The sequence below is a fragment of the Candidatus Binatia bacterium genome (genome assembly GCA_023150935.1).
Taxonomy (GTDB): Bacteria; Desulfobacterota; Binatia; order HRBIN30; family HRBIN30; genus JAKLJW01.
In genome coordinates, this window is record JAKLJW010000041.1 from 1 (window position 1) to 24699 (window position 24699).

At 67.4% G+C, this 24699-nt stretch carries 15 protein-coding genes; 7 read left to right on the forward strand and 8 right to left on the reverse strand.

From position 1 onward, the window contains the following. Positions 1-368: 368 nt before the first annotated feature. The 4 genes from typA to L6Q96_18860 all read right to left on the reverse strand — a co-directional run bounded on the left by typA (position 369) and on the right by L6Q96_18860 (position 6499). Positions 369-2210 carry a translational GTPase TypA gene (gene typA, locus L6Q96_18845; GenBank protein ID MCK6556611.1) on the reverse strand — a complete coding sequence of 614 codons (1842 nt, stop codon included), beginning with the start codon at positions 2208-2210 and terminating at the stop codon, positions 369-371. Between the two features lie 279 nt (positions 2211-2489). Then, positions 2490-4712: a hypothetical protein gene (locus L6Q96_18850; protein MCK6556612.1), complete on the reverse strand. Its 2223-nt coding sequence runs from the start codon at positions 4710-4712 to the stop codon at positions 2490-2492. A gap of 99 nt (positions 4713-4811) precedes the next feature. Continuing rightward, complete coding sequence (locus L6Q96_18855) at positions 4812-5618, reverse strand: endonuclease/exonuclease/phosphatase family protein (protein ID MCK6556613.1); 807 nt, start codon at positions 5616-5618, stop codon at positions 4812-4814. An 11-nt stretch (positions 5619-5629) separates the two neighbouring features. Beyond that, positions 5630-6499, reverse strand: a complete 870-nt coding sequence (locus tag L6Q96_18860) for a class I SAM-dependent methyltransferase (GenBank protein ID MCK6556614.1) — start codon at positions 6497-6499, stop codon at positions 5630-5632. 182 nt (positions 6500-6681) lie between these two features. Between L6Q96_18860 and L6Q96_18865 the strand changes: the two genes are divergently transcribed. The 6 genes from L6Q96_18865 (at position 6682) to L6Q96_18890 (ending at position 18732) form a co-directional block, all read left to right on the forward strand. Then, the gene (locus tag L6Q96_18865; protein MCK6556615.1) at positions 6682-7203 is read left to right on the forward strand and encodes a gamma-glutamylcyclotransferase; all 522 of its coding nucleotides are present in this window, start codon (positions 6682-6684) and stop codon (positions 7201-7203) included. A 91-nt stretch (positions 7204-7294) separates the two neighbouring features. Next, complete coding sequence (locus L6Q96_18870; protein MCK6556616.1) at positions 7295-9424, forward strand: DUF2298 domain-containing protein; 2130 nt, start codon at positions 7295-7297, stop codon at positions 9422-9424. Further along, positions 9421-10584, forward strand: a complete 1164-nt coding sequence (locus L6Q96_18875) for a glycosyltransferase family 4 protein (protein MCK6556617.1) — start codon at positions 9421-9423, stop codon at positions 10582-10584. Before L6Q96_18870 ends, L6Q96_18875 begins: the two co-directional genes overlap by 4 nt. Positions 10585-10675: 91 nt before the next feature. Beyond that, positions 10676-11380, forward strand: a complete 705-nt coding sequence (locus L6Q96_18880; GenBank protein ID MCK6556618.1) for a class I SAM-dependent methyltransferase — start codon at positions 10676-10678, stop codon at positions 11378-11380. Between the two features lies 1 nt (position 11381). Continuing rightward, positions 11382-16151 carry a DUF2298 domain-containing protein gene (locus tag L6Q96_18885; protein ID MCK6556619.1) on the forward strand — a complete coding sequence of 1590 codons (4770 nt, stop codon included), beginning with the start codon at positions 11382-11384 and terminating at the stop codon, positions 16149-16151. Continuing rightward, positions 16138-18732, forward strand: a complete 2595-nt coding sequence (locus L6Q96_18890) for a glycosyltransferase family 39 protein (GenBank protein ID MCK6556620.1) — start codon at positions 16138-16140, stop codon at positions 18730-18732. Before L6Q96_18885 ends, L6Q96_18890 begins: the two co-directional genes overlap by 14 nt. A 47-nt stretch (positions 18733-18779) precedes the next feature. Here L6Q96_18890 and L6Q96_18895 read toward each other — a convergent pair whose 3' ends face one another. From L6Q96_18895 to L6Q96_18910, 4 genes are all read right to left on the reverse strand, one after another. Further along, positions 18780-19526, reverse strand: a complete 747-nt coding sequence (locus tag L6Q96_18895) for a Uma2 family endonuclease (GenBank protein ID MCK6556621.1) — start codon at positions 19524-19526, stop codon at positions 18780-18782. A 163-nt stretch (positions 19527-19689) separates the two neighbouring features. Then, entirely contained in the window at positions 19690-20331 is a 642-nt protein-coding gene (gene thiE, locus L6Q96_18900; protein ID MCK6556622.1) for a thiamine phosphate synthase, read from the reverse strand. A gap of 97 nt (positions 20332-20428) precedes the next feature. Further along, positions 20429-21886: a sigma-54 dependent transcriptional regulator gene (locus tag L6Q96_18905; protein MCK6556623.1), complete on the reverse strand. Its 1458-nt coding sequence runs from the start codon at positions 21884-21886 to the stop codon at positions 20429-20431. Then, entirely contained in the window at positions 21883-23055 is a 1173-nt protein-coding gene (locus tag L6Q96_18910) for an ATP-binding protein (GenBank protein ID MCK6556624.1), read from the reverse strand. The genes L6Q96_18905 and L6Q96_18910 overlap by 4 nt, the downstream gene beginning before the upstream one ends. A 250-nt stretch (positions 23056-23305) precedes the next feature. Here L6Q96_18910 and L6Q96_18915 point away from each other — a divergent pair, with 250 nt between their 5' ends. Continuing rightward, complete coding sequence (locus L6Q96_18915; protein ID MCK6556625.1) at positions 23306-24541, forward strand: molybdopterin molybdotransferase MoeA; 1236 nt, start codon at positions 23306-23308, stop codon at positions 24539-24541. The last annotated feature ends 158 nt before the right edge of the window (positions 24542-24699 follow it).

Genomic DNA, 24699 nt, shown 5'->3' on the forward strand with positions numbered 1-24699 from the left:
TGCGGCCCATCGCATTGACGACCACGCGCGCACCAGACCCGATACCGCATCGCGTCCACGGGGTAGGGGCACGTTGCTACGTGCCCCTACCGCGGCACACCCACGTAGGGGCACGTTGCTACGTGCCCCCTGCCGACGGCACACCCACCCTGCCTTGCGGCCCATCGCATTGACGACCACGCGCGCACCAGACCCGATACCGCATCGCGTCCACGGGGTAGGGGCACGTTGCAACGTGCCCCCACCCGGCGGCGGCGCCCACGTTGCAGATATCCCCCCATGCGGCCGGTCGCCTGGAAATCGTGCGCGGACGGGACCACCCGCGGCGCGAACCTCATCTGAATGGGTCTGGAGCCCCGCGCCCGGGCTCAGTCTTCCGCTTCCAGTTTGCGCTTCGGGCGCTCGACTTGTTTGAGGACTTTCTTGCGCAGGCGAATCGATTGCGGCGTCACCTCGACCAACTCGTCGTCGCCGATCCACTCGATGCCCAGCTCCAGACCCATCTCCCGATGCGGCGTGATGATCACGTTCTCGTCGCGCCCGGCGGCCCGGATGTTGGTGAGCTTCTTCTCGCGGCAGATGTTCACGTTGAGATCGTTCTCGCGCGAGTACTCGCCGATCACCATGCCCTCGTACACCCGCGTGCCCGGGGCGATGAAGATCGCCCCCCGCTCCTGAAGGTGAAACACCGCGTACGGCGTCGCCACGCCCTCGCGGTCGGAGATCATCGCGCCGTTGGTCCGCGACTGAATCGCCCCGTGCCACGGCGCCCACCCGTCGAACAGCGCGTTCACGATCCCCGTGCCTCGCGTCTCGGTGAGAAAGCGCGAACGAAAGCCGATCAGCCCGCGTGACGGCACCGTAAACTCGACCCGCACCCGACCCGAGCCGGCGTGCGCCATCCTCGCCATGATCCCCTTGCGCATCGCCAGCAACTGCGACACCACCCCGACGTAGTCCTCCGGAATGTCGACCACCAGCAGCTCCACCGGCTCGTGCACGCGGCCGTCGATCTCCCGCGTCACCACCGTCGGCTTCGACACCATCATCTCGTAGCCTTCGCGCCGCATGGTCTCGACCAGAATCGCGAGCTGCAACTCGCCCCGCCCGGTCACCCGCATGGCGTCGGGGGAATCCGTGTCCTCGATGCGCACGCTGACGTTGCGGCGCTGCTCCTGCACCAGCCGCTCGCGCAGCTTGCGCGAGGTAACGTGCGCCCCCTCGCGCCCCGACCACGGACCGGTGTTGACGCTGAAGATCATCGCGATCGTCGGCTCGTCGACGCGAATCGCGGGCAGCGGGCGCGGATCCGCGGCGTCGGCAACGGTGTCGCCGATGTGGATGTCCTCGATCCCCGCGATGGCCACGATGTCCCCACCGTGCGCCTCGGCGATCTCGACCCGCTTGAGGCCGTGCCAGCCGTAGATCTGCGTGATCTTGACCGGCTGCCGGGCACCGCCGGCGCGGCAGAGAGCGTAGATGCCGCCCGTCTTCAAGCTGCCGTTGCGGACCCGGCCGATGGCGAGACGGCCGACGTAGTCGTTATAGTCCAGATTGTTGACCTGAAACTGCGTCGACATCGCCGGGTCGACCGGCGGACCGGGCAGCGCATCGACAATGAGGTCGAACAGCGGCCGCAGGTCCGCCCCCGGTTCGTCGAGGGTCCGGGTCGCCGTGCCGGCACGGGCATTGGTGTAAACGACAGGGAACTCGAGCTGTCCCTCGGTGGCGTCGAGATCGATGAACAAACCGTACACCTCGTCGAGCACCTCGGCGATGCGCGCGTCGGGCCGGTCGATCTTGTTGATACACACCACCGGCGGCAGGCCCGCCTCTAGCGCCTTTTTGAGCACGAACCGGGTCTGCGGCAGCGGCCCCTCTGAAGCGTCGACGAGCAGCATCACGCCGTCGACCATCGCCAGCGTGCGCTCGACCTCGCCACCGAAGTCGGCATGGCCGGGGGTATCGACGATGTTGATGCGCACGCCGCGGTACTCGACCGCCGTGTTCTTGGCAAGGATGGTGATGCCGCGCTCGCGCTCGAGGGCGAACGAGTCCATCACCCGCTCCGCCACCTGTTCGTTGGCGCGAAAGATGCCGCTCTGGTGCAGCATGGCATCGACGAGAGTGGTCTTACCGTGATCGACGTGGGCGATGATGGCGATGTTGCGCACGTCGGCCCGGCGCGGCGGCATGGTCGCGGTGTTCATCGAACCAGTCCGCTTAGCAGCGGGACCGGCGTGTCGCCACCGTAGGGGTAGGCCTCGTGCCTGCGGTACGGGCAGGTCTCGTGCCTGCCCCTGCAGACAGGGGCAAACCACCAGGAGCCTGTCGGAGGAAGGCCCGCTGGTGCTTCGACAAGCTCAGCACGAGCGGGCTCTGCCTTGATTTCACAGCATTTTCCGCTCGCCCTGAGCCCGTCGAAGGGCGAGGGGCCACCTTCTCCGACAGGCTCCCAGGGTCGCCCTTACCGTGCCGAACGTGGGAGGTCACTCCACCGGCGCCGTGGCAGGCCCCAGTGCGGCGGCACCGCCCGCCGGCTCGGACAGCGGATCGACGATCGTCGGCACACCGTCGCGGACCATGCTGGTGAAGAACTCGACGCGTTGCCGTCTGGCCTCCGCAGCTACCTGTGCGCAGTAGTGCCCCTCGGTCGACGTCGGCGGGTTAAGTACCGCACATCCCGGCGTCGGCGCGATACCGGCGACACCCACCGGCACGTACTGGTAGAACGCCGCCGTCCGCTGCGGGCCGAGGTTGCCGCGCAACGGCCCGTCCACCACTTCCAGAAACGGCACCGCCCGCTGCACCGGGCTCAGGTGCGGCAGCCCGAGCGCGAACGCCAGCGACTCCGTGGCGTTGTTCGGCACCAGCGAGTCCTCGAGTCCCTCGATGAGCAGAATGCTGGCCTTGGACAGAGTGCCTTCGATCGCGAGCGGCTCGGCATACAGAAAGCGCGCGTGGTTGTGCGGGTCCTGCCGGTCGAACACGCTCTGGAACATCCCCATCGCCGCCCACAGGTCGGCCGCGTCAAGCCTCGGATACAGCGGGCCGAGCACGGTCAGGAAGGTGTCTGCCTCCTGGTGCAATAGAACCTCTGCCAGCCGTTCGCCGCCAACCACCAGCGCGGCGGCGGACACCTCCGGGGCATAGGGCAGGAAACCCGGGGCATGGTTGGCGCCCTCACTGATGCCGACGTAACCCAGGGCCTTCTGCGTATCCAGCTCGGGCACACCGTCGGGGTGCCCCAGCGGCAGGAGGTCGAGAGTGTTCATCGCCCGCAGGGCCTGGACGAAGGCGATTTGTTCCGCGTTCGCCTGCAACCAGTAGTCAGGCAGCTCTTTGTGTTCGATCAGGGCGAAGAACACCGCAGCCACCTGCGCGAGTTGCTTTTCGTCGCGGGTGGGAAGACCGACACCAACTTCGCGGTTCAGGTTGTCGGTGAAGCCGCCGACCGCGAATCCGGCACGTGCGAGCGAGCCAGCAGCCTCGCGCGGCACCTCGCCCTCGGCACTGCCCGGACTGCCGTGCTGATACATGACAATCGGCACCGGCCCGTTCAACGCCGCACGGGGAAGCGCCAGCACGAACGGCACCGCCTGCGTGCGCACACGCACCGGCAACCCGGTCCCGGTATCGCGTCTGAAGAACAGACCGTCGCGGAAATCGGGAGCCTCGAACGTGCCGTAGACCACCGCGGCGACAGCGGACTGGGACGGCAAACCGGGTTCGATCCGGTCGATGCTCACGGCGGGCATCCCGGCCGCGCGAATTTCCGCCCGCATGGCAAGCATGTCGGCCGGCAGGTCGTCGGTCGTGCGCACGGTAACCCGCAACACCAACGCAACGTCCGCCGCCGCGATCGCCGGCGTCACGCCCGACGACAGCATGTCGAGTACCCCGGCAGCAAGAGCCCGCACCCGCCCGGTCACCGCCGACTCTCCCGGCACGGCACCAGCGAGCGCCGCCGCCATGAACGGCGACGGGGCAAACGCCCTCCCGTCGCGCGATCGTACCCCGCGCGTCATCACGAGCCCGTAGCGCCCCCCCGGCCGCAACGGTATCGACGGAAATATCAGCAGGGTGTGAGCGCGCAGCCCGGACGGAGTGGTGTCGTCGCGAACCTTCAACTGAAACGGCACGCGTTGCGCAAAGGTCGGACTGTCCGCATCGACATCGAAGAGACCGACCGCGGCACTCGCATCGAGCGACTCCGCCGCCGTGCGCGGCAAGGTCGCGGGGTCGGGCGCTGCCGACAGGGCGACGACGAAGTGGCCGATGGGACTGAACCCGTCGAGGCGGTTCATGTCGCGTAAGAAAGCACGAAAGACCCCCCGCGTTTCCTGCGGCAGTTCGAGACGAACACCCGTTGCACTGCTGCTGTCGTCTCGCGTCCACACGTCATCGGGGAAAGGGACGAAGCGGGCGATAGCGCTGCGGTCGTAGATCGCCACCGGCTCGTCGATCGGACAGCCGTGCAGCAACGCGGCGACGGCCTGCATGATCTCGTCGACCGTCACCCCATCGTGCCCGTCGGCGTCGGCAGCCGGACAGGCGCCGGCGGCGGCCGCGAGCGCGTCGGCCGTGGCCGTCACGATCTCCTCGACGGTGACGGTACCGCCGCCATCGCAGTCGCCGACGCACACGCCGGCGGCGGGCTGCGCCAGAGCCAACAGCAATATCGCGACGATGGTTCCCGGCCTTCGGGTCATGACTCGCCTCCCCTGCGATCGCGGACCGCCGTCGGGCACCGACTCATACGAGTTCTATAGGAACCCCGGTCACGGATAATCAACGCGAATCTGGCCCCTTCAACTTGCGCCACCGCGAGCGAGCCGCAGCGTCACCGCCAATCCGTGATGATCGGAATAGGGCGCGTCGGGCCCCTCGTTCACAATGCGTTCCGCCGCCGGTGCCGTCACCTGCCATGCGGGATGCCGCCGAGTCAGCACGTAGTCGAGCCAGCCGGCGTCCGATCCGTCTCCCTCCAGACACGTCCCACATCCATCGCGCGCGCGCAGCTCGGCGGTCAGATCCACCCACGCGGCGCGGATGTGCCTGTACTCGCGGTCTCCGGGACGGGTATTGAGGTCGCCAGCCACCACCACCGCGGCATGCTCCGCGATGCCGGTGACGATCGACTGCAACTCGAGTAGTTGCCGGCCGCGGACGTGTCCGTGATGGTTCCACGGGTAGCTGGCTTGCAGGTGCGTGTTCAGAACGACGACGCGTTCGCCGGCAACGTCGAAATCAATGCGCTGCAAGCCTTTGCGCCCGATACCGTCGCCTTCCCAGACCCGCCATCGCGCGGCCGCGAATCGATAAGGACGAAACGACGAGTCGCAGGTGCGCCACATCCCTTCGCGCCGCACGCAGGCGAGCAGTCCTCCGGGGCGGCCGAGCCAACCCTGCGGGCGCACGTCGATGGCAACGTATGCACCCGCCAGCCGCTCGACGAGGCGGCTGCGATCCGGATCGAGCCAGACCTCCTGCAGGAGCACCAGGTCGGGATCGCGCCGCAGAACCTCGTCGGCGACGCGATCCAGTCGCTGTGGCCGATCCCGGGTCCCCGGCACGCCGTGGACGTTCCACGACAGCAGACGCAACTCGACGGCCATCGAACTTGCGATCAGGCCGGCCGTCGCGCGGTGACGATGCGCGCCGCCGACGGCATACGAACTCCGGCCGGCGTCATGTACGGCTCCAGCGCAGCCTTAATCGCTTCCAGCACCCGCGGTCGAACGGCGGGATCGGCCTCCCGCAAAGCAGCCGCCGCCGGGCCCATTTCCATCATCAACTCCGCCGCGGCAAGGACCCCGGCATCGCCGGCTATCGCCAGGTCGTGGTCGACGTCGACCAGATCGAGGTCGACGAAGCCGGCCGCGGGGAGGAAGCTGCTTATGTAATCCGCTTCGGCAAAGGCGAACGGCCCGGGCGAGCGCGGGGGCGGCGGGGGCGGCAACTCCACGTGCTGCGCCGCCGCCATGAGCGGTACGAACATCCACGGATTGTCCTGCAACGGTCGCCAACAGACGAACGCCAGGCGGCCGCCCGGCAGCAGCGCGCCGCGGAGATTGCGAAACGCCGCCTCCGGATCGTTGAAGAACATGACCCCGAAGCGGGAGAACAGCAGGTCGAAGGCGGCGCCGTCGAACGGATAGGTCTGGGCGTCGGCGTTCTCGAAGCGCACGTTGTGGATCGCCGCCACCTCGGCCGCCGATTGCGCCCGGCCCAGCATGACCGAGGAAACATCGATGCCGACGACCTCGCCGTTGGGTCCCACCCGCCGCGCCATTTCGAGGCTGGTCGCACCGCACCCGCACCCGATATCGAGCACGCGCTGATCGCGCCCGATTCCGGCTCGATCCATCGTCAGATGGCCCAGCGGAGTGATCTGCGCGTCGATCATCTCGTGCAGCGCCACCCACTTCGGCCCGTAGACCTCGTTCCAACACGTAATCTGCTCGGCGTTCGGACCGACGGCATCTATATGGCGCATGGCATAACCTCCCGAGTTTGTGCTCGTTGCTAGTCGCACGGCGAAGCCGGCGCAAGCGCGACGGGCGCGCATTACGTACTTGCCGTGCCTCGTTCGCCGGCTCCTCCCCCTTCTCCGCGGCGAAATCGTCTTCCGATCGCAGTCGGCTTCCCTGTGCCGTGCGCCCGTGGTAGCGGCGGCCTGTGCGACACGTCTGGTACTTCGCCTACGGTTCCAACATGCAGAGCGCGACCCTGCGCGGCCGGCGCGGTGTTGAGTATCGGCGGGCGATTGCCGCGCGGCTGAGCGGCTGGCAGTTGGTTTTCGACAAGCCCGGTCTGGCGGGGACCGGTGAGGCGTACGCCACCATCGTCCCCGCCGCCCGGGCAACCACGTACGGCGTGCTCTTCCAGGTCACCCCGGAGGACATGACGCACATCGACCTCACCGAGGGGGTACTGATCGGCGCCTACCGGCGGGTCGAGGTCATCGCGACCGCCTTGCACACGCGCACGCGGCGCGCGGCGTTCACGCTGGCGTCCGACCGGCGCCATCCCACCGCACGGCCGACCACCCGCTACATGAACCTGGTTATCGAAGGTGCGGTCGAGCACGGCCTGCCGGCACGGCACGTAGACTTCTTGCGCACGGTACCGACCCGGGAGGAAAGCCCGGCAGCGGCCCTCCTGCGCCCCTTCGTGGATCGGTTCATGAAGAAGCGATAGGCCCTCCGGTCCGTGGCGACCGCCGGCCGTTCGCCGGCCGCCGCTCGTCGCTCGTTGCATTCCCCCGCTCATCCGGGCAAAACCCCGGCCGATGGGTGCCCTTGTACTCTGGTGGGTCCTGCTCGAAGCGATCGGCCTGATCGGCTTTCCGCTCGCGGCTCGCCTATTCTCCGCCCGCCTCGACCACGGTTACGCGTTTGCGAAAATCCTGACCGTCCTCGTCGTCTCGTATGTCGCCTGGTTGCTCGGCAGCTTCGGGGTGCCGTACGCGACAGCGTCGATCGGGGCCGGGCTCGCTTTCGTGGCGGTGAACGTGGCCCTGGCCCTGCGGCAGAAAAGCGCGCTGGTCGCGTGGCTGCGGGCTGACGGGGCCGCAGCGATCCTCCGCGCCGATGCGTTGTGGACGGTGGGCTTTCTGTTTTTCGCCTGGCAGCGGGCGCTGGCGCCGGAGATCTTCGGCGCCGAGAAGTACATGGATTTCGCCTTCTTCAACACGCTGAGCCGTACCGGCGTGTTGCCGCCCGAGGACCCGTGGATGTCGGGCCTGCCGTTCAATTACTACTACTTCGGCTATCTGATGCTGGCGAACCTGGCCCGCATCGCGCCTCTGCCGACGCAGGTTTCGTACAATCTCTGCGTGGCCACCGTCGGCGGGCTGGCCTTCGCTCAAATCGGCGCCATCGTGTGGGGTCTGACGCGCCGTCTCCCGGCGGCGCTGCTCTCCGGGGCCGTCTTGATGGTGATCGGCAACCTCGACGGCTTTCTGCAGTTCATCGAGAAGCGAAGCTTCATCGGCTTCGACTACTGGCGCTCTTCGCGCATAGTCGCCCGGGGCGACACCATCAACGAGTTCCCTTACTTCACGGCGATTCACGGCGATTTGCACCCGCACTACATCGTTATGCCCGTGGTGCTCCTGATGCTCGGCCTGCTGCTCGACCCGGAGCGCTTCCGGATCCGCGACGGCCGTCTGCCGCTGCTGACGCGGGACGACGCCTGGCATTTGCTGCCGCTGACGTTCGTGCTCGCCTCGATGATCGTGATCAGCCCGTGGGAGCTGCCGGTCGGGGCAATGGTCACCTTCCTCCTCATCAATCGCGCCCTGCCGTTGTTTCCGCTGTTGTCATGGCAGCGGATTGCGTACGGGGCGATCGTCGTCGCCATGCTGGTCGTCGGCTACGTGCTCTACGCACCCTTCTACCTGCACTTCGCCGCGCCCCAGGGCGGCGTCGGCGCGAAGATCGCCCGCACGTCCCTGGTCGAGTTCCTGACCGTCTTCGGCGCCCTGCTCGCCCCGGCGGGTTTCTACCTGGCGGCGACGGTGCGCTGGCCGGCATCGATCACCCGGCAGGCTCGCGATCTGCTCGTCGCGGTTGCCGGCGTCGTCCTGATTCTCGCCGTCACCGCGGGCAATGCCGTTTACGTCCTGCTCGCCGTCTTTCTGCTTGCCACTCTGGCGGCGTTGGCGCAGACCGACGACGTCGAGACCCGCGCCCCGCTGCTGGTTCTGCTGGGTGCCTGCATCGCGCTGCTGGCCTGCGAGCTGGTCTACATCAAGGACCCTTACGGCGAGAAGCTGTACCGCATGAACACCGTGTTCAAGCTGTACTTCCAGGCCTGGATACTGCTGTCGGTTGTCGTCGGCTGGTGTACGGCCCGGCTGGCCGCCCCGGGGGTTCTGCCGCGGTCGACGCGGACGGCGGCTCTGGGATTCGTCGCCGCGCTGCTGGCGGCCTCCTGCGCGTATCCGATCGGGATCACTGCGACGCGCCTGTACGGTCGTTTCGTGCCGGCGACCCTCGACGGCACCGAGTACCTGCAGCGCGAGCACCCGGACGATTTCGCCGCCATCGACTGGTTGCGCACCAACGTGAGCGGCCTCCCGGTGATTCTCGAAGCGACGGGCAACCCGTACTCGTACTACGCGCGCTTTTCGAGCAATACGGGCCTGCCGACGGTAATGGGCTGGGGCAATCACGAAGGGTTGTGGCGAGACCACGACCAGTCGGTCGGAGGGCGGGCAACGGACGTGGCGCGCATGTTCAACGCGCCCACACTGGAGGAAATCGAGCCATTACTCGAGCGGTACAAGGTCAGGTACGTCATCGTCGGCGAGCTCGAGCGCAAGGAGTACAAGCCGTCGGGCCTGAGCAAGTTCGAGCCCTGGCGGGCGGTGTTCAACCGCGGCGGCACGACGGTTTACGAGCGCCCCGGAGGATGAGGGTCCTCGTCGCGCTGACGTACTATCGCCCGCACGTCAGCGGTCTCACGGTCTACGCAGAGCGCCTGGCGCGGGGCCTGGCGCGGCGCGGTCATGCGGTCACGGTCCTGACGTCGCAGTTTCATCCGGGCCTGCCGGCGCGCGAAAGGATCGACGGCATCGACGTGGTGCGCGTGCCGATCGCAACCAAGGTGAGCAAGGGCGTCATCATGCCCTGGTTTCCGCTGTACGCGGCGCACTTCGTCGGCCGGGCCGACGTCGTCAACATCCACGTCCCACAGTTCGAGGCCGCGCTGGTGGCGTTTCTCGCCCGGTGCCGCGGCACCCGCGTGGTGCTCACTTACCACTGCGATCTGCGCCTGCCCGCCGGCCTGGTCAACGACGCCGTGCGGCTGACGCTGGGACCGCTGAATCGCCTCGCGGCACTGCAGGCGCACCGGATCGTCGCCACCAGCGACGACTACGCCCGGCACTCGCCGTTCCTCCAGCGCTATGCCGGCAAGCTGACCACCATTGCGCCGCTGGTCGACATGCCGGCGCCGGACGCTGCCGTCAAGGAGCGTCTTGCGCGGCGTTGGCACCTGGGCGCGGAGCCGCGCATCGGCTTCGCGGCCCGGTTCGCGGCCGAAAAGGGCGTCGAGTACCTCCTGCGCGCGCTGCCGACGTTGCTGCGCGAACTGCCCGACGCACGCGTGCTGTTCACCGGCGCCTACAAGGACACGGTCGGCGAGGAAGCCTACACGGCGCGGCTCACGCCCCACCTGCAAAAGTATGCCGACCATCTCACCTTCCTCGATTTGCTCCCCGCGGCGGAGATGCCGAGCTTCTTTGCGCAATGTGACGCCCTGGCGGTCACCAGTCTTAATTCGACCGAGGCGTTCGGTCTGGTGCAGGTCGAAGCGATGTTGGCCGGCACGCCGGTGGTGGCGACGGACCTGCCCGGCGTCCGCGAGGCGGTACGGCGCACCGGCATGGGCGAGGTGGTACCCGCACGGGACCCGGAGGCCCTCGCCGCGGCGCTGCTGCGAGTGGTACGCAACCGCGAGCGGTACGTGCGGCCGCGGGGGGAAATCGCCGCGGCGTTCGATTGCGAGGCGGCGCTGGCGCAGTACGAGGAAGTCCTGGGCGGCCCTTCCGTGTTGCACTCCCTCCGCCGGTAAGGCAAGTTCCCCCCGGCGCGGCGCTGGGGGTGTGGACCCTTGCGGCCTCGCACCCCGGCAGCGTAACACCTATGGTCACCCGATCGGCCTGATGACGACCCGCGCCTTCGACACCCGGTACTACCGGGACCACGAACTCGACCGCGACCGCCTGGCGCTGTGGTGGTACGCCCGCGTGATCCGCCGGCTCTGTCCGGCCGGCGGGCGGATTCTCGACTTCGGCTGCGGAACCGGGCACTTGCTGAAGCGCCTCTCGGGCGATTTCGAGGCCGTCGGCTTCGATCCGGCGCCGGTGGCGCGCAGTCAGTGTCGCACCCATGCGCCGGACGCCGTGGTGCTCGAGGAGTGGGAGTCTTTGCCGCGCGCGAGCTTCGACGTCATCGTCTCGCTGCACACGATGGAACACCTCGCCTATCCGCTGCCGACCCTCAGACGTCTCGCCGAGAAGCTGGTCCCGGAGGGTAAGTTCTTCATGGTCGTACCCAATCCGCAGGGGCTCGGCCATCGTCTCAAAGGCAAACGCTGGTTCGGCTACCGCGACCGTACGCACGTCAGTCTGATGTCGCGCGCGGAGTGGGTGGCGACCCTGCGCAAGGCCGGGTTGCAGGTGGTCAGCGTGCACGGCGACGGGATGTGGGACGCCCCTTACGTTGCGCTGCTACCGGTCGCCTTGCAGCGCCTGCTCTTCGGTGCGCCGGCGGCCGTGCAGGTGTTCTTTCCGATCGGCAAGCCGTTCCTGCCGCCCGTGCTCGGCGAATGTCTCGTCGTCACGGCGCGGCGCCCGGGGACCGATTAAGATGACGCAGACTCGTTCGCACTGGGCCAACCCGCGGTGGTGGCTGTTGGCCATTCTGGTGTTCGCTGCCGCGGCGCGCCTGATCGACATCGCGTGGGATCAGGGGCACTTCTTCCACCCCGACGAACGCGCCGTGGCCTTCGCCGTCCAGCGCCTGTCGTTCAACCCGCCCAAGCTCGATCCCGATTTCTTCGCTTACGGTTCGCTGCCGATCTATCTCGCCAAGGTCGCCAGCAGCATCGCCGGGCTCGTCGACCCCCAGGCCAGCTCGTACGACGGTGTCATCCTCAACGGGCGCCGCCTGTCCGCCATCTTCGGCGTGATCACGGTCTACCTGACTTTCCTGCTGGGCCGGCGGCTTTACGATCGCACGGTCGGCGTGCTGGCGGCGTTTCTACTGGCCGCGTGTGTCCTGCACGTACAGAACTCACGTTTCATGACCGTGGACATTCCGCTGACGATGTTCGTTCTCCTGGCTCTGCTGCAACTCGTTCGGGTGACCGACCAGGGGCGGCTGCGCCAGTTCGTGCTCGCCGGGGTGTGTATCGGGCTGGCGACGGCCACCAAGTTCAGTGCGATGCCGCTGTTCGCTGCGCTGGCGGTGGCGGCCGTGTACCGTTGCGTCGCCGAGCGTGCCGTTCTCCCGATCGCCGCACGGCTCGGGCTGGCGGTGCTCGCGGCGGCGCTCGCCTTCGCGATCGCCGAGCCTTACGCTCTGCTGCGGTTCGACCGCTTCTACCACGACATCGTCGAGCAGAGTCACATGGTGCGGAACGCCGGTGTGTTCCCGTACACGACGCAGTACATGCACACGCCGAAATACGTCTACGAGTTGACGCAACTCGTCGTCTGGGGCATGGCGCCGGCCCTGGGGGTGGTGGCGGTCTGGGCCTCGGGAGCGCGCATCGTCGCCGCGGTGCGCGGTCGGAACCCGGCCGACTGGGTGCTCCTCGCCTGGGTACTGCCGTTCTTCCTTGTCACCGGTTGGTTCGAGGTGAAGTTCCCGCGCTACCTGCTGCCGATCTATCCGGTCATGATCGTCTGGGCCGCGGAGTGGCTGGTCCGCAAGTACCGGGCCGGTTCGCTCTTCGGACGGCTCGGTATCCCGGTGGTGGTCGCCGGCACGTTGCTCGCGGCGCTGGCGTTCATGTCCACCTACACCCGGCCGCACACCGTGGTGACGGCGTCGGAGTGGTTTTACCGCCACGTGCCGCAGGGCAGCAGGGTGCTGTCGCAGGACTGGGACGAGGGTTTTCCGCTGCCCCGGCCGGGTTTCAATGCGGGCGCGTATACGGTCGTTCCGTTCGGGTACTACGAGAAGCCGGACAGTTCGGCGAAGATCCAGAAGCTGGCGCGCGAGCTGGCTGCCGCCGACTACATCGTCTTTCAGACCAAGCGCCTGTACGGCGCCGTCACGCGCGCCCCGGAGCTTTACCCGCTGACGACGAACTATTTCTACCAGCTCTTCGCCGGCGATCTGGGCTACGAGCCGATCTACGAATCGGCGTCGCGTCCGTCGCTATTCGGCATCGAGATTCCCGACGAAATCGGCGACGAGTCGCTCACCGTTTACGACCATCCGAAGGTGCTGATCTTCCGCAACGCCGGCCGCCTCGAGGCCGCCGCGCTGGCGGATAAGATCCTGAACGGCATGCCGTCGAAGCCGCTTACCCGCAACGACCTCCTCCTCGCCCGCCCGGCGGCCGACGCGGGCGGCACGGCAGGCGTCGGGCTGCCGACCATCCAGTCGAGTCTGGCCGGGCTGGTGCTGTTCGTCGGGCTGGTCGAGTTGCTGGGGCTGACGGCCTACCCGATCTTGCGGGTCTGGCTCACCGGGGTCGGGGCATTTGCGCTCAGCAAGGTTCTCGGCGTCGTCATATTCGCGTACATCGCCTGGCTGCTGGTCAGCCTCGGCGCCGCGACGTTCACCTCGACCACGCTCGGGGGCGTGCTGCTCGTGGTCGTTTCGATCGGGGCTTTGCTGTGGCGGCGGCACCGGGCGCCGATGAGACGCCCCGAGATTATCGGCACCGAGGCGCTGTTCTGGGGCGTCTTCGTGCTGTTCCTGATCGCGCGCGCTTACAACCCGGAAGTCTACTGGGGCGAGAAACCGATGGACTTCTCGTTCCTCAACGCGATTACGCGGACTACGACGCTGCCGCCGCCCGAGCCGTGGTTCGCGGGATCGCCGCTCTACTATTCGTACTTCGGCTACTTCGTGGTTGCGTCGCTCGGCAAGACCGTCAACCTGCACCCGGCGCTGACCTTCAACCTGGGCATCGCGCTGGTCGCCGCGCTGACGGCGGCGGCGGCCTTCGCCGCCGGGGCGGCCGCGGGCGGCAAGTGGCAGACCGGGGCGCTGGCGGCGGTTTTCGTGGCGCTGGTCGGCAACCTCGCCAGCGTACGGGAGTTGATGGCGCGCAAGGTGGTCAACTTCGATTACTTCTGGGCAACCTCGCGGGTCATCCGGGACACCATCAACGAGTTCCCCGCGTGGAGTTTCCTGTTTGCCGACCTGCACGCGCACGTGATGGTGATGCCGATCACCCTCTCCTTCCTGTGTCTGTCGATCATCTGGGTACAGACCCGCTTACGCCCCCCGTACGAGCCGGGCGAAGCGCCGGCACGCGGCACCACCGCGGTGCTGGCGCTGCTGCTGGCGCTGCTCCTCGGCACCATCATCGTCACCAACGCGTGGAGTGCGCCAACCTACGTGCTGTTCTTCCTGTTCTTCGTGGGCGCGATGTGGCTGACCGAAGGCGCTCATCCGGGTATCTTCCGCTTCATCTTCGGCGGGCTGCGCGAGGTGGTGCTGCCGGCCGCCGTGGTGGTGGCCGGCGCCTACGCCCTTTACTACCCGTTCTGGGCGAACTTCGTGGCGCCCGAGCGCAACTTCGGCTGGGAACGCGGCACGCTCGCGCGCCCCGGGGACTTCCTGACCATCTTCGGCATCTTCCTGTTTGTCGTCGTGCCGTTCCTCTACACGCTCTGGCTGCGCAGCCTGAGACGGCCCGGCGACCCGCCGTCGCCGATCCGGGCATTGTGGTTGATCCCCGCGGCGCTCGTTCCGGCCGCCGCGTTGTTGGTTTCGACGCGCGCTTTTCTCGCCGCCCTGTTCCTGTTGGCGTTGCAGATTCTCCTCGCCCGCGACACCGAGCGCCGCTGGCGCACGCCGGTTGCCTTCGCCGCCTTCGCGTTTGCGGTCACGGCCGGTTGCGACCTGGTGTTCGTCTGGGACCGCATGAACACCATCTTCAAGTTCTACCTCGAAGCGTGGTTCATGCTGTCGATCGCCAGCGCGGTTGCCGCACACGCCATCTGGACGAACACCCTGCCGGTGAACGGGTTCGTCCGTCATCTCTGGCAGGTCGCCCTGGTCGTCCTCGTCGGCGTCGGCGTGTTCACCACCGGTAGCGGCACCTATGCGGTCATCAACACCAACCGGGTGCGAACCGAAAGGCCGACGCTGAACGGCATGGCCTACCTGCAGATCAAGGCACCCGACGAACTCGCCGCCTTCGAGTGGCTGAACAAACACGTCCAGGGCATCCCGGTCATCATGGAAGCGCACGGCGATTCGTACCAGGACTTCACCCGGGTTTCGATGAACACCGGCCTGCCCACGGTGCTGGGCTGGGGTTACCACGTCTTTCAACGGGCGCACTCCTGGGCGGACATCAACCGGCGCAAGGCGGACATCGAACTCGCCTACACGAGCGACAACAAGGACGTCGTGGCCGCCATCTTGCAGCGTTATCACGTCGCCCTGCTGTACGTCGGGCCGGTGGAACGTCGCACTCACGCCGGCGGTAACCTCGAACGTTTCAAGGAGTGGAACGATTTGCTGACCCCGGTATACGAAAACCCGGGCGTGACCATCTTCGCCGTCAACGGCCAGTTCAAGGGCGCCATGCCGGTGACGACCATCGAGACCATTCCGTCGGTCGCCGGCGAAGAAGTGCGCGTCCCCGACGCCCCCGGTCGCGTGCAACAACCGCGTGGCCTGTCGGTAACCCCGGACGGCAACGTCCTCGTCTGCGACTTCGGCAACAACCGCATCCAGCTCTTCGGTCCGGACCTGAACTTCTTGAAGACGTGGGGCGGGCCTGGCGAGTTGCCCGGTCAGTTCAAGGAGCCTGGCGCCGTCGCCGTGGCGCAAAACGGCGACATCTACGTCGCCGACACGTGGAACCACCGCGTCCAGGCGTTCAACCGCGAAGGCAAGTACCTGCGCGAGTGGGCTGCCGCGTTCTATGGGCCACGAGGGATCGCCGTCGACCGGCAGGGCAGCGTGTACGTCGCGGACACCGGGAACAACCGCGTGGTCCGCTTCTCGCCGACGGGACAGAAAGAGGCGGAGTGGGGCGGCAAGGGCAATGCCCCCGGCCAGTTCGTCGAGCCCACGGGGATCTTCGTGGACTCGAACGGGACGGTCTACGTGGTCGACAACGGCAACGGACGATTGCAGCTCTTCACGCGCGACGGACGCGTCGCCAGCGCGTTCCCCGTACCGGGCTGGGAGAGCAAGGTGTACTCGGAGCCGCACGTGGTCGTCGACGACAAGGGCACCATCTGGGTCACCGTGCCCGGCGCCAAGGAAGTACGCGCTTACGACCGTGCCGGCAATCTGCTCAAGACGTTGAAGGGGACGAGCATTCCCGGGGTCAACTTCGAGACGCCGATGGGCATCGGCTACAACCCGCAACGCAAGGAGTTGGTGATCGCCGATCTGGACCATCGGGTGGTGAGGATTCCCGATGCCCAGCGCTGAGAGCGGACCTGCCCGGCGTTGGGGCCGGCTCCTGGTCGTGGGCGCGGCGCTGGCGGCGGGGGCGATCGGACAGTACTGGCTGAGCGAGGTCCGGCAACCGCAGTGGGCTGCCGGAGCCTGGGCCCTGGCGGCGGCGCTGTTCGTCCTCGCCTACGTCCTCGGCCATGACGAGCGCGCCCTCCCCTCGGCGGCGGCGGATCGCGTGTCGCGTCGCGCCGAGTGGCTGCTGTTCGCGCTCGTTATCGGAACCGGGACGTTCTTCACTGTCTTTCGGCTGTCGCAGTTTCCGCCGGGCCTCAACCACGATGCGGCGTGGGAAGGCTTGTACGCGCTAGAAATCCTGCGCGGCGAGCCTTACACGCCGTACGTCTCGGCGGCCTGGGGCCGCGAGACGTTGACCTTTTACTTCCGCGCCGCAAGCATATGGCTGCTCGGGCCGACGGCGCTGGCGGTCATCCTGCCGTCGGTGATCGCCGGCGTGCTGGTGCTGCCCTTCTTCTACTGGTGGGCGCGCAACATGTTCGGCGTGCGTTTCGCGCTCGTCGCCACGCTGCTCCTCGGGGTCTCCGGCTGGCACCTGATTTTCAGCCGCACCGGCTGGCGGTCGGATTTTCAGCCGCTGTTCATGACGATCGCGTGCTGTTTCTTCATCCGCGGCATGCTGACCGCGTCGCCGTTCGACTTCGGCCTGAGCGGTATTGGCCTTTCGTTGGCCCTCAATACGTACAACGGGGCGCGCCCTTTCCCGCTGCTGTTCGTCCTCTGGCTGCTCCTGGTGATCTCGCAGTCCTGGACTCTGCGGGGCTTCCTGCGGCGCTACGCGCCCGGCCTGCTGGCCATGGCCGTCACCTTCGGCATCACGATCGCCCCCCTGGGATGGTACGCCCTCAACAACTGGGAGAAGTTCAACGCCCGCGCCACTGCCCTCGAGGACATGACCGGTGTGCTCTCGGCGGTCGGGCAGACGCTGTTGCTGTTCAATTACCGCGGCAACGGCGACGATTTCTTCACGGTGACGCCGGGGCTCGAGTACCCGGCCGCTGTGTTTCTGGTCTTCGGCGTACTCTGGGGTCTGGCGCGCATCCGCGACGAGCGCGCCCAGTTTCTGCTCCTCGGTCTGTTCGTCAATGCGCTTGGCGGCATCGTGAGCAAGCCGAATATGAACCGCAACATCGGCATGATGCCGTTCGTCTACTTCTTCGTCGCGCTGGGGGTCACGTACTTCGCCGCGCAGCTCCAGCGCCTGGTGCCACGTGTGGGGCGGGTTGCCGCGGTGATCTTCATGGTGGTCGTCGGCGGCGCCGCCGCACAGGCAACCTTCGCGCAGTATCTCGGCGCGAACCGGCGAGAAATCTGGGGTTACTATCCGGAAACCACGGTACTCGGGAACTACATGCGGACACTGGCGCCCGACTACGGCATCTGGGTCGGCGACACGCCGTTCTTCCCGCGCGACACGATGACGTACCTGATGTACGGCGGCGGCGACCCGATGGAGCGGCACTACACGTGGGTGGACGACGTCGGGATGTTGTTGCGCATGCCGATCCAGGCCCCGCCGGGGAAGGGCATGGCGTTTCTGATCGAGAACGCGGGCAAGGGACCGACCGTGCTGGCGGAGTTGCGGCGGCGGTACCCGGTGCACACGGCAGTCGAACTGCGCAGCCCGCCGGACGGCGGCCGGTTATTCGCCAAAGGCATTCTGGTTCCGCCCGACGCCGCGGCAAGGGGGGCGCAGGCGCCGGCAGCCGATGTTCCCGGCGTCAGTGCCGCCGTGGCCGGGGCACCACCGGGCAAGCTGCGCCAGCCGCGCGGCCTCGGGGTCGGCGCCGAGGGCGAGGTATTCGTGGCGGATTTCGGTAACGAACGCATACAGGTGTTCGGTCCGGACCTGAAATACGTGCGCGGCTGGGGCGGTCACGGCCAGGCGCTCGGCGAGTTCGCGCAGCCCGGTGCGGTGGCGGTCGGGCCGACGGGGGAGGTATACGTTGCCGACACTTGGAACCACCGCGTCCAGGCCTTTTCGGCGAACGGCAAGTTCGTTCGCGAATGGGCGCCGGGGATGTACGGGCCGCGGGGGATTGCCGTCGACAGTAAGGGCAGCGTTTACGTCGCCGACACCGGCAACAACCGCGTCATGCGTTTTTCGCCGACGGGGCAGCAGGAGGCGACCTGGGGTGGCAAGGGCGACGAGCCGGGTCAGTTCGTCGAACCAATCGGCATCTTCGTCGACTCCGCCGGCACGGTCTACGTCGCCGACAACGGCAACGGGCGCTTGCAGTGGTTCACCCGCGACGGCCGCTTCCTCGGGCAACTGGCGGTGGACGGGTGGAAGAGTCAGGCATACTCGGAGCCGCACGTCGTGGTCGACGACAAGGGTGCCATCTGGGTCACGGTGCCGAGTGCCGGAGAGGTGCGCGCCTACGAGCGCAGCGGCAAGTTGCTGAAGACGCTCGCCGGGGAAGCCCTTCCCGGTGCGACCTTCGAAACCCCGATGGGTATCGGCCTCGATGCCGGGCGCAAAGAGCTCGTCGTCGCCGATCTCGCCGACAAGGTGGTACGCGTACCGATCGGGAAGTGAGGTCCGCCTTCTCCGCAAGGCCACCATTCCACCGCCGGCGAGACAGATCAGCGGCGCCGCTTTCGAGTCAGGCGGTCCAGCTCGGCTTCCAGCTCGCGTACCCGCGCGAGGGCGGCTTCTTTCGCCGTACGTTCCGCTTCCTTCGCCCTACGTTCCGCCTCTTCGCGCTCCTCCGGCGTCGCGACGAGGTGGTCGCCGTGCGGTCCCTCGGCAATGCGTATCCGCGTGTCGCGCCCTTCCCCCACAGCGCAAAACCAGCATCCCAATACCTTCGACCTGACCCGGAAGGCGGAGGTCGCCTCGACGCGCACCAGACCGCGCTTGCCGATGCGGCGAAATATCTGCCAGCGCACACCGTCTGGATGCTCAGCGTACCCGGGATCGAAGACCAGAACCTCGGCTACGCCCAGTTCGTCGTAGCGCTGGATCACCTCGGCGTAATCCTTCTCCCAGTCCTGGGAAACCACCTCGAGCGCGAAGCTGGGAGCGATGCGGTCCACCCAGATCTTCCAGGTCCTCACCCGTGTGCGAGGATCGACGCCTGGAAGTACGTAGATGTCCGGCGCCACACGGGCGTGCGGATCGTGCTGGCGCCAGTAGATGAACTGATCGGCCCCGACGAGGGCACGAACGCCGCGCTGACCGAGCCACCATTGCAAGAGGGGGCGCAGCAACTCGACGATCCACCGCTGCAAGAGGTCCTCCCCCACGCGATCCTCCTCCGGATAGATCGTCGGATCGACTGCACGGCGGTTCGCCGCGGGCGTACGCATGTGCGAAGTGTACCGGCGCACCGGCACCTTGACAACAATACTGCCCGGCTTACGCCGGCAATCGGAACCGCCGAGGCGTTGTGCCTGTCGCCTGTGCGGCGACCTCGTCGACAGGCCTGCCACGCGCGCCCGCAACGGCAGCCCCCTACCGCGGCGCAATGCCTGAATCGCGATTCCGGTCGGGCTACGCTGGCGAGCCCGCCAGTGCCGCGGTCAACTCGCGCACCCGCGCGGTAACGTCCGGAGCGCCGACGATCTCGCCGATCATGGCCACGGCGTCGGCACCGGCGTCGAGCACCGCAGCCATCGTCGCGCCGCCGATGCCGCCGATGGCCACGATCGGCAGGTCGACCGCCACCCGCGCCCGGCGCAAACCATCGAGACCAACGACCGGATCGGGCCGCTCCTTGCTGCCGGTCGCGTAAAGCGGGCCGAAGCCCACGTAGTCGATCGTCCCGTCCCGACCGGCGCGAACGACTTGATCGAGGTTGTGGGTCGAGAAGCCGACGATCTTGCCGGGACCGACCACAACGCGGGCTGCCTCCGGCGGCAGATCGTCCTGGCCGACGTGTACCCCGGCAGCATCGATCAACCGCGCGATGTCGGCACGGTCGTTGACGATCAACTGCGCACCGAAGCGGTCGGTCAGCTCTTTGACGTCCCGCGCGATCTCCACATATCGCCCGGTGGCCTCGCCCTTGACGCGGAGTTGCAGAAACCGCACACCCGCATCGAGCACCGCCCGCGCCAGCGCGGTGTAAGACCGCGTCGGATCACCCAGGGTGTCGACGATCGGATAGAGACGGGAGGGGAACGAGAAGGACATTGGAGGGGGCCTGGGGGCCTGGGGGCCTGGGGGCCTGGGGGGCCTGGCTGGGGGGTGGTCTAACCGCGTAGCGGCTGGCACGCTAATACCTGCCCCTTCATTCGTCCTCGCCCGAGTGCCGCCTCGGGTGGATCTTCAGGTCGGTGATCTTCTTGTGCAGCGTGTTGCGGTTGATGCCGAGGATAGCGGCGGCCTTGAGCTGGTTGCCGCGCGTGCGCTCGAGGGTCAGCTCGAGCAGCGGCCGTTCGACGCGCTGCATGATCAGCTCGTAGAGGTCCGTAGGTTCCACTTCCCGCGTTTGACGGAAGTACTCCTTCAGCTTCAGGCGGATCACGTCTTCGAGCGACAGGTCGTCGTAGCCCCCGGAGCCCGTCGCCGGCGCGCCGATGGCAAGATCGTGCGCCATCAGCGTCGACCCCGGGGCGAGGACGGCGGCGCGCACCAGCGCGTTCTCGAGCTCGCGCACGTTGCCCGGCCAGTTGTATTCCACCAGTCGCGCCTGCGCGTCCGGGGTAATGCCGTCGATCCGCGTACCCATGTCGCGATTGATCTTCTGAATGAAGTGGGCGATCAGCTCCGGTATGTCGTCCCGACGCTGGCGCAACGGCGGCACCGTAATGGGCACGACTTTCAGTCTGAAGTAGAGGTCCTCGCGAAAACGCCCCTGCTGCACGGCCCGATCGAGGTCGTGGTTGGTCGCCGCCACGATGCGGCAGTCGACCTTGATCACCTCGCGGCCGCCGAGGCGCGTGAGTTCCTTCTCCTGCAAGACCCGCAGCAGCTTGGCCTGCAGTTCGAGCGGCATATCGCCGATTTCGTCGAGAAACAGCGTGCCGCCGCACGCCACCTCGAATACGCCCGGACGCTGTTCGGTCGCGCCCGTAAACGCGCCGCGTTCGTGGCCGAACAGCTCGCTTTCGAGCAGGTCGCGCGGCACCGCGGAGCAGTTAACCGCGACGAAGGGTCCGCCCCAGCGGTGCGAATGCGAATGCAGCGCCCGGGCAATCAGTTCCTTGCCGGTGCCGCTCTCGCCCTGCAGCAAGACGGTTGCGTCGGTGTTCGCCACCCGTCCAATCGTCTTGAAGATCGCCTGCATCGCCGGCGTCTTACCGACGAGTTCCACGCCGAGTTCGAAGCGCTTGCGCGATTCCTGTTCGAGACGGGCGAGCTTGCGGGTCTGACGACGCATATCGAGGGCGCGTTGGACGAGGAGCTGCACCTCCTCGATGTCGAACGGCTTGGTCAGGTAGTCGTAGGCGCCGCGTTTCATCGCCTCGATCGCGTTGGCCATGGTGTTCTGCGCCGTGATGATGACGATCGGCGTCGCGACCCCGGCCTCCTGCGCGCGGGATAGGACGGTAAGCCCGTCGAGGTCCGCCATCCTGACGTCGACCAGTGCCACGTCGAAGCCGTCGGCCAACAGCCGCGACAGAGCGGCCTCGCCGCCATCTACCTGTTCTACCGTGTGGCCTTCGCGCGACAGCGCCGTTGCCAGCACCCAGCGAATCGATTCCTCGTCGTCGGCGACGAGGATCCTGCCGACGAGCGCACTCATACCGACCCCGCCGGCAACGTAACCGTGACGACCGCGCCGCCGCGGCGCCGGTTGTCGGCCTTGATGCCCCCGCCGTGCGCGGCAACGATGCGTTCGCAGATCGCCAGCCCGAGCCCCGTTCCGCGCGCCTTGCGTGTGAAGAAAGGCTCGAATACGCGCTGCAGATCCGACGGCGCGAATCCCGGGCCGGTATCGGCGATCTCGATACGCTGAAACTTCCCCGGCGCGGCGCTCGGGCCGACCGCCGCACCGCCGTCCCCGGCGCCCCGGAGGTCCCCGTCCGGGCGTCGCATGATGTGGAAGTCGGTCTCCATGCGCGTAACGATAGTGAGGGTGCCGTGATCGTCCATGGCTTCAAGGGCGTTCTTTATGAGGTTGAGAAAGACCTGCGTGAGTTGCGCCTCGTCTCCGGGCACTTCCGGCAGGCTGGGATCGATCTCGAGGCGCACCGTGACCTTGCGCTCGGCGATCTCCGGGGCCAACAGAGTAACTACGTCGCGCAGGACCTTGTGGACATTGACCGGAGCAGAGCCGGGTGCGGGCGGCGATCCGAGGGTGAGCAGTTGCTCGACCAGGCGACTGAGTCTGTCGATCTCCCGAATCATGACCCCAGTGTAGGACTCGACTTCGGGCTGGCGTACGAAGTGCTTCGCCAGCAATTGCGCCGCCCCGCGGATGCCGCCGAGAGGATTCTTGATCTCGTGCGCCAGGCCGGCCACCAGCCCGCCCAGCCGGGCCAGGGTTTCGTTACGCCGGGCTTCTTCCTCGAGCTTCTTCAGATAGCTCAGGTCCTGAATCACGAGTGCCACGCCGTGCTGCTCCCCGGTTACCCCCAGAATCGGCGAGCAGCTAAACCGGACCGGGACGCTGCGCGACAGCAGCCGCAACTCCTCTTCGTTACAGACCTGGCTCTTACCGTTGTTGACCGTCCGGCGCGCCGCGGCATCGATGGCCGGAGTGGCGGCGAACACCTCGGCACAGGTCCGCCCCAACGCGTGGGCCTCCGAAATCCCGGTGAGTTCCTGTGCCGCCTGATTGAACAGCGTAATGCGGTCGTCCAGGTCGATCAGCACGAGCGCCTCGCCGAGACTGGCGAGCACGTTTTCGAGCAGGACCGGAAGGGTCGCATCCTGGTCCCTGCGCTTCTTGGCGTACCGACTCGACCGCACCCGCGTACCGTAACACAGCCCAACGAGCGCGTGAATGCGGCGCCCCTCGATACACGGCCCGCAAGGCGCGGGCCGTTACTCGGGGCAAACGGCTTTCAGGCATTACGGAACCTGGAATCCGTTCGGGCCGAGTAGCCGCCTTCTTCTGGCGGCGTATCGAGGCTCCGTCGGCGACTTCGTGCCGTGGCCCTGATGCGCCCCCGCAGCTCCGTTGACAAGGCTCCGGTCAGGGGCGATAGCTTTCGATTCGATGATTTCCGTACAGGAAGCGCTGCGGCTGGTGCTCGAAGACCTGCCGGGAACCGGGATGGAGCAACGACCGGTGCCGTCAGCGGGCGGACGCGTACTGACCGCGCCGATCCGTTCGACGCGCACGGTACCGCCGTTCCGCAACACGGCCATGGACGGCTATGCGGTGCGCGCCGCCGACTGCGAGAGCGCGACCGCGGATCGCCCGGTGCGCCTGCGGGTCCTCGAAGTCGTCGGGGCAGGAGCCGTTCCGCAGGCAACGGTGACCGCCGGGACGACCACCCAGGTCATGACCGGAACCCCTCTACCGGAGGGCGCCGACAGCGTCGTGCGTGTGGAAGACGTTACCGCAGCACCATCCGGGGAAGTGCTGATCGCCCAACCGGTGCGCTCGGGCGCCAACGTGCGGCATCCCGGCGAGGACGTCCGTGCGGGCGACGTGGTCCTGACCGCGGGACAGACACTGCGACCGGCGGACATCGGCCTGCTGGCGTCGCTGGGCGTGGCGGTGGTACCGGTCGCCAAACGCCCCGAGGTGGCGATCCTCGCCACCGGTTCGGAACTGGTCGAGCTCGGGCAACCGCTCGGCCCGGGACAGATCGCCAACAGCAACGCGTATACGCTGGCGGCGGCGGTCGCGGAGGCGGGCGGCACCCCGCGCATTCTGGGCATCGTTGCCGACACGCCGGAGGCGACGCGCGAGGCGTTTGCCGATGCGCTGGCGAGCGACGTCGTGCTCTCGACGGGTGGCGTGTCGGTGGGAGCTTTCGACTTCGTGCGGGCGGCGCTTACCGACCTCGGCGTGGCGGAGAGGTTCTGGAAAGTGGCGCAGCGTCCGGGCAAGCCTCTGTCGTTCGGGCGCCGCGGGCGGACCCCCGTATTCGGACTGCCGGGCAATCCGGCGTCGTCACTGGTGTGCTTCTATCTCTACGTGCGGCCGGCACTGCGGGTCATGCTCGGCGATCGGACCCCACACCTGCCCGCGGTGCAGGCGGTTCTCGACACCGCCGTGGAGAGTGCGGCGGGACTGACCGAGTTCCTATCGTGTACCCTGAGCAGCGAACCCGACGGACCGCACGTGCGCCCCGCCGGTTCGCGCAGCTCCGGCGTACTGCGGTCGATGTCGATAGGCGACGCGCTGCTGGTGGCCGCACCGACCGTAACCCGGCTCGCCGCCGGCGCGGCGGTGCGCGTCATAAGGTTGAGCGCGGAGACGGCAACCACGCCGCCGTTCTAGAACTCCCGGTCTTCTTCCAGACGAGTGGGCGATTCCGAGATGCTAATGCGCTCCGAGCACTGCTGGCGCCAGAACGAAGGATGATAGGCCGGTGCCAGTACCGCACGCTGGAAACCATCGACTGCCGTTGTGGCACAACGGCGTTCTCGCGTTGCCCG

What these genes read in the sequence shown, in the direction of transcription:
- typA (MCK6556611.1), bottom strand. Translation starts at nt 2,210, where the DNA reads ATGAACACCGCGACCATGCCGCCGCGCCGGGCCGACGTGCGCAACATC.
- L6Q96_18850 (MCK6556612.1), bottom strand. Translation starts at nt 4,712, where the DNA reads ATGACCCGAAGGCCGGGAACCATCGTCGCGATATTGCTGTTGGCTCTG.
- L6Q96_18855 (MCK6556613.1), bottom strand. Translation starts at nt 5,618, where the DNA reads ATGGCCGTCGAGTTGCGTCTGCTGTCGTGGAACGTCCACGGCGTGCCG.
- L6Q96_18860 (MCK6556614.1), bottom strand. Translation starts at nt 6,499, where the DNA reads ATGCGCCATATAGATGCCGTCGGTCCGAACGCCGAGCAGATTACGTGT.
- L6Q96_18870 (MCK6556616.1), top strand. Translation starts at nt 7,295, where the DNA reads ATGGGTGCCCTTGTACTCTGGTGGGTCCTGCTCGAAGCGATCGGCCTG.
- L6Q96_18875 (MCK6556617.1), top strand. Translation starts at nt 9,421, where the DNA reads ATGAGGGTCCTCGTCGCGCTGACGTACTATCGCCCGCACGTCAGCGGT.
- L6Q96_18880 (MCK6556618.1), top strand. Translation starts at nt 10,676, where the DNA reads ATGACGACCCGCGCCTTCGACACCCGGTACTACCGGGACCACGAACTC.
- L6Q96_18885 (MCK6556619.1), top strand. Translation starts at nt 11,382, where the DNA reads ATGACGCAGACTCGTTCGCACTGGGCCAACCCGCGGTGGTGGCTGTTG.
- L6Q96_18890 (MCK6556620.1), top strand. Translation starts at nt 16,138, where the DNA reads ATGCCCAGCGCTGAGAGCGGACCTGCCCGGCGTTGGGGCCGGCTCCTG.
- thiE (MCK6556622.1), bottom strand. Translation starts at nt 20,331, where the DNA reads ATGTCCTTCTCGTTCCCCTCCCGTCTCTATCCGATCGTCGACACCCTG.
- L6Q96_18905 (MCK6556623.1), bottom strand. Translation starts at nt 21,886, where the DNA reads ATGAGTGCGCTCGTCGGCAGGATCCTCGTCGCCGACGACGAGGAATCG.
- L6Q96_18915 (MCK6556625.1), top strand. Translation starts at nt 23,306, where the DNA reads ATGATTTCCGTACAGGAAGCGCTGCGGCTGGTGCTCGAAGACCTGCCG.